Below are 13,142 nucleotides of genomic sequence, written 5' to 3'. Positions count from 1 at the left end.
CACGGCCCACTCTCCCTTATTTCGTCCAAGGCAATCGACATGACCGACATTCAGAATAAGAACTACATCATTGCCCTCGATCAGGGTACGACCAGCTCCCGCGCGATCATTTTCGACCGCGATGCGAACGTGGTCTGCACCGCGCAGCGCGAGTTCGCTCAGCATTACCCGCAGGCGGGTTGGGTCGAACACGATCCGATGGAAATTTTCGCCACCCAAAGCGCCGTCATGGTTGAAGCGCTGGCACAGGCTGGTCTGCACCACGACCAGGTCGCCGCCATCGGCATCACCAACCAGCGCGAAACCACTGTGGTCTGGGACAAGACCACCGGCCGCCCGGTGTACAACGCCATTGTCTGGCAGTGCCGCCGCAGCACCGAGATCTGCCAGCAGCTCAAGCGTGACGGCCACGAGGAGTACATCCGCGACAACACCGGTCTGGTCACCGACCCGTACTTCTCCGGCACCAAACTGAAGTGGATCCTCGACAACGTCGAAGGCAGCCGCGAACGTGCGCGCAACGGCGAACTGCTGTTCGGTACCGTCGATAGCTGGCTGATCTGGAAATTCACCGGCGGCAAAGTACACGTCACCGACTACACCAACGCTTCGCGCACCATGCTCTTCAACATCCACTCGCTGGAGTGGGATTCGAAGATGCTGGAAATTCTCGACATCCCGCGCGAAATGCTCCCGGAAGTGAAAGCTTCCTCGGAAATCTACGGTCGCACCAAGAGCGGCATCGCCATCGGCGGTATCGCCGGCGACCAGCAAGCGGCGCTGTTCGGCCAGATGTGCGTGGAGCCAGGCCAGGCGAAAAACACCTACGGCACCGGCTGCTTCCTGCTGATGAACACTGGCGACAAAGCGGTGAAATCCCAGCACGGCATGCTCACCACCATCGCGTGCGGCCCGCGCGGCGAAGTCGCTTACGCACTGGAAGGCGCCGTGTTCAACGGTGGTTCGACCGTGCAGTGGCTGCGCGATGAACTGAAGATCATCAACGACGCCCACGACACCGAATACTTTGCCAATAAAGTCAAAGACAGCAACGGCGTGTACCTGGTGCCGGCGTTTACTGGTCTCGGTGCTCCGTACTGGGACCCGTATGCCCGTGGCGCGCTGTTCGGCCTGACGCGCGGCGTGCGTGTGGATCACATCATCCGTGCGGCGCTGGAATCGATCGCCTACCAGACCCGCGACGTGCTCGACGCCATGCAACAGGACTCCGGCGAACGCCTCAAAGCCCTTCGGGTGGACGGCGGTGCGGTGGCGAACAACTTCCTCATGCAGTTCCAGGCCGACATCCTCGGTACGCAGGTTGAACGCCCGCAAATGCGCGAAACCACGGCACTTGGCGCGGCATACCTGGCCGGTCTGGCGTGCGGCTTCTGGGGCAGCCTGGAAGAACTGCGCGGCAAAGCGGTGATCGAACGTGAATTCGAGCCGAGCCTGGACGAAGTGGAGAAAGAGAAGCTGTACAAAGGCTGGAAAAAAGCCGTCAGCCGCACCCGTGACTGGGCGCGTGAGGACGCTGAATAAGCCAACCTTCAGAGACTGATAGGTAACTAACTGGTCGGGAGCGGATTCCTGCGGCATCATGGGCAAATTTTGCACGGCAGCCCAAAGGAAGCCCCATGAATCTGCCTCCCCGTCAGCAGCAAATCCTCGAGCTGGTCCGCGAACGCGGCTATGTGAGCATCGAGGAAATGGCCACGCTGTTCGCTGTAACCCCGCAAACCATCCGCCGCGACATCAATCAACTCGCCGAAGCCAATCTGCTGCGTCGCTACCATGGCGGCGCCGCCTACGATTCCAGCGTCGAGAACACTGCCTATGCGATGCGCGCCGATCAGATGCGCGATGAAAAACAACGCATCGGTGAAGCCATCGCCGCCCAGATTCCCGATCACGCCTCGCTGTTCATCAATATCGGCACGACCACTGAATCGATTGCTCGCGCCCTGCTCAATCACAATCACCTGAAGATCATCACCAACAACCTGCACGTGGCGTCGATGCTCAGTGCCAAGGATGATTTTGATGTGCTGCTGACCGGCGGTAACGTACGCCGTGACGGCGGTGTGGTCGGTCAGGCGAGCGTGGACTTCATCAATCAGTTCAAGGTTGATTTCGCCCTGGTCGGGATCAGCGGTATTGATGAAGACGGCAGTTTGCTGGACTTCGATTATCAGGAAGTCCGGGTTTCCCAGGCGATCATCGCCAATGCACGCCAAGTGATTCTGGCAGCTGACTCCAGCAAGTTCGGGCGTAACGCGATGATTCGGCTGGGGCCGATCAGCCTGATTGATTGCCTGGTGACCGATCAGCAGCCGGTGCCGGCGCTGGCGCAGTTGTTGAGTCAGCACAAGATTCGCCTGGAAGTCGTTTAACCCCACTTATCTTCATTGGCTGTACCGACGCCTTCGCGAGCAGGCTCGCTCCCACACTGGAATGCATTTCAAACTGTGGGAGCGAGCCTGCTCGCGAAAGCGATCACTCAAACAACACACCTCTCGCGCCATTAAGCGCCTCCCATGTTCGAAAATTTTCCTTTCTTTGGTCTTCGATGAGTTTTTTCAATCGAACGTGACTGGCTGCGCGCGTGTTTATGGGCTACCATTTTCGCAAATGAACATTCATGTTCGATTTCCAATATAGAAAATCAAAAGAACCCGAGGCCAGCCGATGTCCACCTCTACCTTGCGTACGCCCCCAATCTCCGAGATCTACGACATCGCCGTTATCGGCGGCGGGATCAATGGCGTGGGGATCGCAGCGGATGCCGCCGGTCGCGGGCTTTCGGTGTTCCTTTGCGAAAAGGACGATCTGGCCAGCCATACCTCGTCGGCCAGCAGCAAGCTGATCCACGGCGGCCTGCGCTACCTCGAACATTACGAATTCCGCTTGGTGCGGGAAGCGCTGGCCGAACGCGAAGTATTGCTGGCCAAGGCGCCGCACATCGTCAAACCGATGCGCTTTGTGCTGCCGCACCGACCGCACCTGCGCCCGGCGTGGATGATCCGTGCCGGCCTGTTCCTGTATGACAACCTCGGCAAGCGCGAAAAACTGCCGGGTTCGAAAAGCCTGAAATTCGGCGCCGACAGCGCGCTGAAAAGTGAAATCAAGAAAGGCTTCGAATATTCCGATTGCTGGGTCGACGACGCCCGCCTCGTGGTGCTCAACGCCATGGCCGCCCGCGAAAAAGGCGCCCACGTGCACACCCAGACTCGCTGCGTCAGCGCCCGTCGCGCGAAAGGCCTGTGGCACCTGAACCTGGAACGCGCCGACGGCAGCCTGTTTTCGATCACCGCCAAAGCATTGGTGAACGCCGCCGGCCCATGGGTCGCCAAGTTCATTCGTGATGACCTGAAGATGGAATCGCCGTACGGCATTCGCCTGATTCAGGGCAGCCACATCATCGTGCCGAAGCTGTACGAAGGCGATCACGCGCACATTCTGCAAAACGAAGATCAGCGCATCGTTTTCACCATTCCGTACCTGAACCACTTCACCCTGATCGGCACTACCGACCGCGAATACACCGGCGATCCGGCGAAAGTGGCGATCACTGAAGGCGAAACCGATTACCTGCTGAAAGTGGTCAATGCGCACTTCAAGAAGCAGGTCAGCCGCGACGACATCCAGCACAGCTATTCCGGTGTGCGTCCGCTGTGCAACGACGAATCCGACAATCCGTCGGCCGTGACCCGCGATTACACCCTGGCGTTGTCGGCCGGCGGTGAAGAAGCGCCACTGTTGTCGGTGTTCGGCGGCAAGCTGACCACCTACCGCAAACTCGCTGAGTCGGCGATGGCGCAGTTGATGCCGTTCTTCACCCAGATGCGCCCGAGCTGGACCGCTACGGCGACCCTGCCCGGCGGCGAAGACATGACCACCCCGCAGGCGTTGAGCGCGTTGATTCGCGACAAGTTCGACTTCGTCCCGACCGAGATCGCCCGTCGCTGGTCGACCACCTACGGCAGCCGCACCTGGCGCATGCTCGAAGGCGTGGAAACCCTGGCCGACATGGGCGAACACCTGGGTGGCGGGCTTTACACCCGCGAAGTTGATTACCTGTGCAGCGAAGAGTGGGCGACCACGGCGCATGACATTCTCTGGCGCCGCAGCAAACTCGGTTTGTTCACCACCCCGGCGGAGCAGGAAAAACTGGCGGCTTATCTGGGCAAGGTTGAACAGAACCGCAAGACCGAAGCGGCCTGATCTTCGCACCGTCGCTTGAACGAAAGCCCCTGAATTGTGAGATTCAGGGGCTTTTTGTTGTGCCAACAAGATCCAGGCCCCCCTCACCCCAACCCTCTCCCCCCAAGGGGGGCGAGGGGGAAAGGGAGCTGATCGGGGGGCGTTCAAATACCGCGCAAGAAAAAAGCAGCCGATCGGGGGTCGTTCAAATACCGCGCAGGGAAAGGGAGAGTCAATCGGGGCTTTTCAAACTCTGAGGTCGACTCGATATTTCAGGTCGGCGTAACTCGCAAGGGCAACGCGGTCAAGTCCCCTCTCCCTCCGGGCGGTCCGACGTTTCGGGAGGGCTAGGGTGAGGGGCTTTTGGGCTGGCATCACTGCGCCAAATGCAACAACAGAAAGTCGATAAACGCCCGCGACTTGTGGGGCAGGTGCGGAGTATTGGGAAACACCACATTGATCGACTGCGAAGGCAGCGAATACTCCGGCAGCAAGCGCACCAGACGCCCGGCGGCAATGTCTTCTGCAACCACCCACGCCGGCAAGACCGACACCCCCAGCGACGACAACGTCATCGAACGAATCGCCGTCGAAGAATTCGATTCAAAGTGGCTGGTGCCGCCGACCTCGGCGCCCTGCCCTTGCCCAAGGCGCAATGTCCACTGGGTCGGCGCCTGTAAATTGCTGTTGGCAATCCACGGCACATTGTTCAGATCCTGCGGTTCACGCACCGGATGTCGGGCGAGAAATTGCTCGGTGGCCACCAGCACGATTTCATAATCGGCCAACTTGCGACTCTTGAATGCCGAATCCGCCAAGTTGCCCAGACGAATCACCAGATCAAGCTTTTCCGCGACAAGATCATTCAATGAAGAGTTAAAGTTGTAGCACAAACGAATTTCCGGATAACGCTCGGAGAACAACGGAATCAACGGCAAAATATACTTCTCACCGTATTCACTGGTCGAACTAATCCGTAACTTTCCGGACACCCGATTATTACCTTTGAGGACATTATCAAAGGCATTGTCGATGTCTGCGACAATGCCCTTGAACTCTTCATAGAACTCCTGACCTATTTCGGTCAGCGATATATTGCGGGTATTGCGGATCAACAGCGTCGCCGACAAAACCTCCTCCAGCGCCTTGACATGCAGGCTGGCCATAGCTTTGCTGATACTCAGATAATTCGCAGCCTTGGTGTAAGAACCAAAATCCACCACCGCAAGGAAGGTCTGAACCCGATTAAGATGAGAGTGCATGGCGCTATGGCTCACTGTTAAATCCTGTCAAACATTGTTTTAAGCATAGTCGTATCGACACTTCAAGTCCATCGCCCCTATGCTGCGCGGCAAAGGGGATTCAACATGAACTATCGCTATAAGATTGCGCTGATCTTTCTGATCGGCTTCTTTATTGACTGTATAAACATATTTATGTCGGCGGTGGCATTGCCGAGTATATCGGCAACTTTGCAAGTCAGTACTTCATCGGTGGCGTGGGTCGCCAACGCCTATATTCTTGGCCTGACCCTGATTATTCCGGTGAGCACCTGGCTGGCCGGGCGCTTCGGCAGCCGCGAGATTCTTACCGCATCGATGCTGGTATTCAGCGGTTCAGTGTGGATGTGCGGCATGGCCGACAGTTTCCACGAACTGGTGATCTGGCGGTTCGTTCAGGGCGTCGGTGGCGGGCTGCTGATTCCGGTCGGTCAGGCACTGACCTTCAACCTGTTTCAGGGCGAGCAGCGGGCCAAGATCTCCACATTGGTGATGGCCGTAGCGCTGATTGCCCCGGCCATTTCACCGACAGTCGGCGGCATCATTGTCGACAGCAGCTCCTGGCGCTGGGTGTTCTACAGCAACATCCCGTTTTCGTTGCTCGCCGCCGGGCTGTCGTGGTTCTGGATCAAGGAAAGCAAACCAACCGATCTGCCGCGCCCGGACATCAAAGGCCTGCTGCTGGTCAGCGCCGCACTCGCCAGCCTGCTGATGGGCATGTCGTTGTACGGTGGCGACTACCCGGCGCTGGCCGCACTGATCTGTGTCGCGGCGGGCCTGCTGTTTATCGCGCTGTACCTGCTGCATTACCGCCGCTGCAGCAACGCGATCATCGAATTGAGCCTGCTCAAAAGCAAAAAACTCAGCACCTCGATCTTCATCTATTACGCGATTCCCGGCGTGTTCACCGGGGTCAACCTGATGAGCATTTTCTTCCTGCAGAACACCCTGCACTTCAGCGCCCGGCTGACCGGGATGTTCATGATCCTCTATGCCATCGGCGCCTTCATCGCCATGACCCTTTGCGGCCGGGTCTACAACCGCGTCGGCGCGAAACGCCTGTTCACCCTCGGCATGCTCCTGCACAGCGCCGGTATCGCCACGCTGATGCTGGTCAATGACCCGGCGGACCTGTGGGTGATCGTCATCGCTTACAGCCTGATGGGCATTGGTGGCGGCATCGGCGCCAACACCGCGCAGACCACCTCGTTGATGGACTTTGCCGGCGGCGATACGCACAAGGCCAGCGTGATCTGGAATATCAATCGGCAGATGTCGTTCAGCCTCGGTGCCGCGTTGTTTCTGATGATCTTCAATGTGCTGCTCAAGCAGTTCGATACCACACAGGCTTACCACGCGACCTTCGCGATTGCCGCTCTGGTCGGGCTGTTCCCGCTGTTTCAGATGAGTCAATTGAACCCTCCAAAGGAATGCCATGAACAACAACCTGGTTGAACGAGCGCAACACAGTATTCACCACGTGCACGAACTGATTCACCGTGTCTTCACCAATGCCGACGGTGCCGGCGCAGACGCCATCGCGCCGTTGATGGAGGTGTTCGCCGAGCACTTCAGCATGGTCACCACCTCGGCCGCCGTGGTCGGTCGGGCACAAGTCGAGCAACTGTTCAGCGGCGCCGTCGGTGCCCGCAAAGGTCTGGAGATCCTGATCAGCGACCTGCACACGGTCTGGCACGAAGGTTCGACCGTGGCCCTGCGCTACAAGGAAACCCATCGCCTGAACCACAGTGAAACCTCACGTATTTCGCTGGCGATCCTGCGTGTCCAGCACCACGACGTTCAGTGGTTGTACCTGCACGAAACACCGATCAACCAGGAAAAACCTGCATGAAGTACACCGTCACCCACTGCCGGATGCTCTCGGCATCGATCAAGGAAGTCACCGTCAGCGGTCCGGCCTCCCTGTCGGACATGACTCATGCCGGTGCGCACTTCAAATGGTTGATTCCGGGGCTGGACGACTGTCGGCATTACTCGACGGTGCACGTGGACGAGATTGCGGATGGCCGGTTCACCTTCGCCATCCGCCTCTCGCCAGACTCGGTCAGCAGCCAGTACATCCGCACCTTGGCGGTCAATGACAGCGTGGAACTTGAAGGTCCGTTGAACACCTTCAACTACCCGCTCGACGCTGACAGCGGGCGTGATATCGCGATTGCCGGCGGCATCGGTATCACGCCGCTGACCGGCATCCTGCGCCACCTGAGCGTGTTGAACCGCCCGGCTCAGTTGCATTATTTCGCCAAGAGCGCCGACGACGCGGTCTACGCCCGACACCTGCAAGACCAGTTGCAAGAACGCATGCAACTGCACCTCTCCGGCAGTCGCCCGGCGATCAGCGAAGTGCTCGCCGATCTGCGCGCCGATGACCGTCTGTATGTCTGCGGCCCGGCGGCAATGCTCGGTGAAGTACTCAGCCACGCCGAAAACGCTGGCCTGGCCCGTGAGCAGATCCATCTGGAAGTGTTCAACGTTGCCCGCGATGACGCCGCACAAGGCTGTGTCATCGAGGCGGCAGACTCCGGCGTCAGCGTCAATGTCGGCCCGCAACAGTCGTTGCTCGAAGCCCTGGAAGCGGCCGGACTCGATCCGCTCTATGACTGCCGTCGTGGTGAATGCGGCGTGTGTGCGCTGGATGTACTGGAAGGCGATGTCGATCACCGCGACTTCATCATGAGCGAACAGGAAGCGGCCTGCAGTGCACGAATCTACCCCTGCGTCTCGCGCGCAAAAAGCCCGCGCCTGAAACTGGCGATCTGAGAGAGGACACCGCGTTGGACAACTATTTCAATGGCAGGGAAGTGCATAAATCTCTGTTCCTTGATCAGGCGCTTTTCGAACAGGAACAGCAGCGCGTGTTCGCCGCGAGCTGGTGTTACCTGGGTCACGACAGCCTGATCCCCGAAACCGGTGACTACTTCACCACCACCCTCGCACAACAGCCACTGGCGATGGTTCGGCAGAAGAACGGCACCATCGTCGTGTTGCACAACCGCTGCCCGCACAAAGGTGTGAAAGTCCTCGCCGAAGCGCGCGGCAATGTCGGCCGTTTCATGCGTTGCCCGTACCACGCCTGGACGTTCAAGACTGACGGCGAGTTGCTGAGCATTCCGGTGAAAAAGGAATACGACGACTGCGACCTCAGCAGTTGTTCCGCGCACAAAGGCATGCGCCCGGTGAACGCGGTGCACAACTATCGCGGCTTCGTGTTTGTCCGTTTGACGGAAGAAGGCATCGGCTTCGAGGCGTTTTTTGGCGAGTCGCTGTCGACCCTGGACAACATGGTCATGCGCTCGCCGCTGGGTCAGTTGAAAGTGGTCGGCCAGCCGCTGCTGCACCGCCATCGCTGTAACTGGAAAATGGTCGTCGACAACCAGACCGACACCTGCCACCCGATGATCGCCCACGAATCTTCGGCCGGCGAAGCGATACGCCTTTGGCAGGAAACCGGCGATCAGGGCAAGCCACCGATGGCCGTCGAGCTGTTCTCGCCGTTCATGGCCTCCTACGAATTTTTCGCCGGCATGGGCATTCGGGTCTGGCCCAATGGCCACGGGCACACCGGGGTCAGCAATTCGATCCACAAGGCCTACACCGACATCCCCGGGTACTGGGAATTGATGGTCGAAAACTACGGTGAAGAGCAGGCCCGGGCGATCCTCGACGACACCCGCCACAACACCGTGTATTTCCCCAACCTGATGGTCAAGGGGCCGATCCAGACCTTGCGCGTGATCAAACCGGTCAGCGCCCGCGAGACCATCGTCGAGTCGTGGATCTTCGAACTGCAAGGCGCGCCCGTGCAGTTGCTGGAAAGAACCGTGCAGTACAACAACCTGATCAACTCGCCCTGCTCGATGGTCGCCCACGACGACGTAGAAATGTACGAACGGGCCATGGAAGGCCTGGGCAGCGACGCCAACGAATGGGTCAACGTCGCCCGCCTGTTCAGCCCGAACGAATCCTACGCGCAGAGCCAAGTGGTGTCCGGCACCAGCGAAATGGCCATGCGTAATTTCTATAACAGTTGGCAGCACTTGATGCAGGACGACCATGCAACACGATCAATCTAATCACCACGCCATCGAGCAACTGATCGAGACCGAACTGCACTTGCTCGACCAGCAGGATTTCGACGCCTGGCAGCAATTGCTCAGCGATGACTACCACTACTGGATCCCGATGACCCGCGAACAGGTCAGCCCGCTGCACGAATCATCGCTGGTGTATGAGGACCGCTTTCTGACCACGCTGCGAATCAATCGGCTGGCCAACGCGCGCAACTTTTCCCAGCAACCCAAGAGCCGCAGCCTGCACATCGCCCAGCGCCCGCGCATCACCCTTGTCGAAGCCTCGTTCAGCGCCTTCGCCAGCTCCAACATGCTCTATTGCGAAGCGCGCGGCGACAACGAATGGCACTACCCGGTGACCGTCGAACATCAACTGATCAATATCGATGGCACCTGGAAGATTCACGGCAAGAAAATCCTGTTGCTCAACCCCGCACGCGCCCTTGAAAGCCTGCAGCTCATTATCTGATCGATCGAGAAGTCCCCCTGTGAAACCTATTTCCCATGATGTCAGTCAGGCGTCCGCGTGCCTGTCTTTTCCCTACGTCGATCTGCTGTATGACTATGGCCAGTTCCTGCGCAGTGCCGATGAAGCCATCGGTTACCTGCCAGCGGAAACTGCCGAGAAACACATCGGCATCGTCGGCGCCGGCCTCAGCGGGCTGGTCGCTGCTTACGAATTGCTGCGCGCCGGGGCACGTCGCGTCACCCTGTTTGAAGCCGAACCTGCGCATGTCGGCGGGCGTCTGCTGACGCAGTGCTTTGATGAGGAACAGCCGCAGTTCATCGCGGAAATGGGCGCCATGCGCTTTCCGCCGAGTGAGGTCGGGTTGTTTCACTACCTCAATCGTTTCGGTATCCAGACCACCGAAGCGTTTCCCGACCCAGGCGTCGTCGACACCGAAATCCACTACCGTGGCGAGGCCCATCACTGGGCGGCGATGCAACCGCCGCCGGCGCTGTTCAGCACCGTGCACCAGGGCTGGATCGCCTTTCTCAGCGAAGGCGTCACCCTCGATGACGGCACGTGCCTGGCGCCACCGCTACTGATCACCGAACTGCTCAAGCAGCACAATTACTGCGAAGTGCAGCCCGAGTGGCAACGCTATCTGGACTGCTTCGGCGACAGCTCGTTTTACTCGGCGATGGTGCGCATCTTCACCGGCAAAAAACCGCCGGGCGGCAAGCCGTGGCGCAAGCCTGAAGACTTCCATCTGTTCGGCTCGCTGGGCATTGGCTCCGGCGGTTTCCAGTCGGTGTACCGTGCCTCGTTCACCGAGATCCTGCGCCTGGTGGTGAATGCGCTGGAGGTCAATCAGCGTCTGGTGCCCAACGGCATTTCCTCGCTGGCCGAGCGCATTGCCGACACCTCCTTCAACGGCATTCAGGTGCGCGACATGATCTGTCGCACGCGCATCGAATCGATCAACAAAGGGCCCAAAGGCGAAATTCTGCTGGCCGGCAGCAACGGCGAAACCTATGCCTGTGATCGCGTCATCACCACTACCACGACCCGCGCCCTGCAAGTCAACCTCAAGCTCACGCAGAACCAGGCCTTCGTTAATCGCGACGTGGCGCGGGCGATCAATGAAACGCACATGGTCGGCTCATCCAAGCTGTTTATCCTGACCAAGGACAAGTTCTGGCTCAAACATGGCCTGGCGCACAACATCCAGACCGACACCCTGGTCAAGGGCGTGTATTGCCTCGACTACGCACCGCACGATCCGGACTCCTGGGGCGTGGTGCTGATCAGTTACACCTGGGAAGACGACTCGCACAAGATGGTTTCGATGACCGACAAGGTGCAACGCTGCCTGCGTCTGGTCGATGAACTGGCGATGAGCGCGCCGGAATTTGCCAGCCATCTGCTCCCGCTCGACGGCGACTACCAACGCTACGTTCTGGAATACGACTGGCTGACCGACAAGCACGCACTCGGCGCTTTCAAGCTGAATTTCCCCGGCGACGACATTTACTCCGAGCGCCTGTTCTACCAGTTCCGCACCGCCCTCGATCCGAAACAGGACACCGGTTTGTACCTCGCCGGTTGCGGCGCCTCGTTCACCGGCGGCTGGGCCGAAGGCGCGATTCAAACTGCGCTCAATGGCGCATGTGCGGTGATCAGCAGTCTGGGCGGCGATTTGATTGCCGGTAACCCGCTCGACGACTTGCACTCGCAGTACCGCTACTGCTGACCCTGTCCCTTCCCACGCCGAGAATCATCCATGTACAGCCAGCTTTCCATTGAACAGCTCGTCAACGGATTTCGCAGTGGTCAACACTGCCCGGACACCTGGCAGCACGCCCTGCGCGAGCGTCATGTGCACCTGCAACACCTGAACAGTTTCATCACCTTCGACCCGTCAGCGTTCAAGGCAAATGCCGCCGGGCGCGACAGCGCGCTGTATGGCCTGCCGGTGTCATTCAAGGACAACATCAACGTCAGCGGCATGCCGACCACCGCCGGTACGCCCGGGCTGGCCGACTATGTGCCGCCGGCCGATGCCGGCATCGTTCAGCGTTTCCGCCAATTGGGCGCGCAGATCGTCGGCAAGAACAACATGCATGAACTGTCGTTCGGCGTGACCTCGGCCAACCATGCTCATGGCGCCGTGCTCAACCCCGCCAACGAGCGCCACAGTGCCGGCGGCAGCAGCGGCGGTTGCGCGGCGGCTGTCGCTGCCGGGCTGGTGGCGTGCGCGGTCGGCACCGACACCGGCGGCTCGGTGCGTATCCCGGCGGCGTTCTGCGGGATTGTCGGGTTTCGCCCCACCACCGGCGTTTATCCGGTCGACGGCATCGTCCCGGTGTCGCAAACCAAAGACACCCCGGGCCTGCTGACCCGCACGGTGGAAGATTGCCAGTTCGTTCACACGCAACTGACCGGCAGCCTGCATCAGGCAGAAACGCGGGCGTTGCGCATCGGCATTCCCGAGCGTTTCCTCTGGGCCGAGCTCGCCGACAATGTGCAGCGTGACTGCCGCGCGGCCATCGATACCCTCGCCGATCGCGGTGCGATCATCGTGCCGGTCGACGACGCCATGATTGGCGAGATCAACGAGCGCATCCAGTTTCCGCTGCCGATCTACGAGTTCTTCATCGACTTTCCACGCTTCCTGATGAAAGCCGGACGCGGTGAACAGTTTTTCGACATCCTCGCGCAGATTCGCGATCCGGCGATCAAGAAAATCCTCACCGCCCAACTGGAGAGCCCGGCGATTTCCTACACCGACTACGTGCAGGCATTGATGAGCAAACTGCGTCTGGAGCAGGAATACCGCGCCCTCTTCAGCCGCCATCAACTGGATCTGCTGGCGTACCCGACCGTCACGTGCAGCGCACCGCTGCTGAGCGCCTGCGCGGACGAGAGCAACTTTGAAACGTTCGTGCGCAATACCGATCCGGCGAGCAATCTGGCGGCGCCGAGTATCAGCGTTCCGGTCGCGGCGGCGGGTGCTTTGCCGGTCGGCCTGTCGTTCGATGCGTTGCCGGGGCAGGACGGCTTTTTGCTGGCGAATGTTCAACGGTTAGCTCGTTTGCTCAACATCGCCTAAACCACGCTCCC

11 protein-coding genes are annotated in these 13,142 nt (G+C 59.5%); 10 read left to right on the top strand and 1 reads right to left on the bottom strand.

Features of this window, described 5'->3' with window-relative positions; genetic code table 11:
* Positions 1 to 39 precede the first annotated feature (39 nt).
* From glpK to glpD, 3 genes are all read left to right on the top strand, one after another.
* On the top strand, positions 40 to 1,542 hold the full coding sequence (gene glpK, locus A8O26_RS16810) for a glycerol kinase GlpK (protein ID WP_007916698.1): 1,503 nt from the start codon (positions 40 to 42) through the stop codon (positions 1,540 to 1,542).
* 95 nt (positions 1,543 to 1,637) lie between these two features.
* The gene (locus A8O26_RS16805) at positions 1,638 to 2,393 is read left to right on the top strand and encodes a DeoR/GlpR family transcriptional regulator (protein WP_064118989.1); all 756 of its coding nucleotides are present in this window, start codon (positions 1,638 to 1,640) and stop codon (positions 2,391 to 2,393) included.
* A gap of 295 nt (positions 2,394 to 2,688) precedes the next feature.
* Positions 2,689 to 4,224, top strand: coding sequence for a glycerol-3-phosphate dehydrogenase (glpD, locus tag A8O26_RS16800; RefSeq protein ID WP_064118988.1), 1,536 nt, complete (start codon positions 2,689 to 2,691; stop codon positions 4,222 to 4,224).
* A gap of 353 nt (positions 4,225 to 4,577) precedes the next feature.
* Here the strand turns inward: glpD and A8O26_RS16795 are convergent, their stop codons facing one another.
* Entirely contained in the window at positions 4,578 to 5,465 is an 888-nt protein-coding gene (locus A8O26_RS16795; RefSeq protein ID WP_064118987.1) for a LysR family transcriptional regulator, read from the bottom strand.
* Positions 5,466 to 5,570: 105 nt separating this feature from the next.
* Here A8O26_RS16795 and A8O26_RS16790 point away from each other — a divergent pair, with 105 nt between their 5' ends.
* Genes A8O26_RS16790 through A8O26_RS16760 form a run of 7 tightly spaced genes read left to right on the top strand, consistent with a single transcriptional unit; the run spans position 5,571 to position 13,131 of the window.
* Positions 5,571 to 6,938, top strand: a complete 1,368-nt coding sequence (locus tag A8O26_RS16790) for an MFS transporter (protein ID WP_064118986.1) — start codon at positions 5,571 to 5,573, stop codon at positions 6,936 to 6,938.
* Positions 6,919 to 7,335, top strand: a complete 417-nt coding sequence (locus tag A8O26_RS16785) for a hypothetical protein (RefSeq protein ID WP_064118985.1) — start codon at positions 6,919 to 6,921, stop codon at positions 7,333 to 7,335. The genes A8O26_RS16790 and A8O26_RS16785 overlap by 20 nt, the downstream gene beginning before the upstream one ends.
* Positions 7,332 to 8,264: a flavin reductase family protein gene (locus A8O26_RS16780; protein WP_064118984.1), complete on the top strand. Its 933-nt coding sequence runs from the start codon at positions 7,332 to 7,334 to the stop codon at positions 8,262 to 8,264. The genes A8O26_RS16785 and A8O26_RS16780 overlap by 4 nt, the downstream gene beginning before the upstream one ends.
* Before the next feature lie 14 nt (positions 8,265 to 8,278).
* Positions 8,279 to 9,577 (top strand): Rieske 2Fe-2S domain-containing protein, encoded by a 1,299-nt coding sequence (locus A8O26_RS16775; RefSeq protein WP_064118983.1) that lies wholly within the window; start codon positions 8,279 to 8,281, stop codon positions 9,575 to 9,577.
* Positions 9,558 to 10,043: an aromatic-ring-hydroxylating dioxygenase subunit beta gene (locus A8O26_RS16770; RefSeq protein ID WP_064118982.1), complete on the top strand. Its 486-nt coding sequence runs from the start codon at positions 9,558 to 9,560 to the stop codon at positions 10,041 to 10,043. The genes A8O26_RS16775 and A8O26_RS16770 overlap by 20 nt, the downstream gene beginning before the upstream one ends.
* Before the next feature lie 19 nt (positions 10,044 to 10,062).
* Positions 10,063 to 11,772, top strand: coding sequence for an NAD(P)/FAD-dependent oxidoreductase (locus A8O26_RS16765; protein ID WP_064118981.1), 1,710 nt, complete (start codon positions 10,063 to 10,065; stop codon positions 11,770 to 11,772).
* Between the two features lie 30 nt (positions 11,773 to 11,802).
* Entirely contained in the window at positions 11,803 to 13,131 is a 1,329-nt protein-coding gene (locus A8O26_RS16760; RefSeq protein ID WP_064118980.1) for an amidase family protein, read from the top strand.
* Positions 13,132 to 13,142: the final 11 nt, after the last annotated feature.

Origin of the sequence: Pseudomonas fluorescens, assembly GCF_001648775.1 — a bacterium.
GTDB lineage: Bacteria > Pseudomonadota > Gammaproteobacteria > Pseudomonadales > Pseudomonadaceae > Aquipseudomonas > Aquipseudomonas fluorescens_M.
The sequence above is the reverse complement of the archived record's forward strand: the minus strand, read 5'-3'. Positions and strand labels throughout refer to the sequence as shown.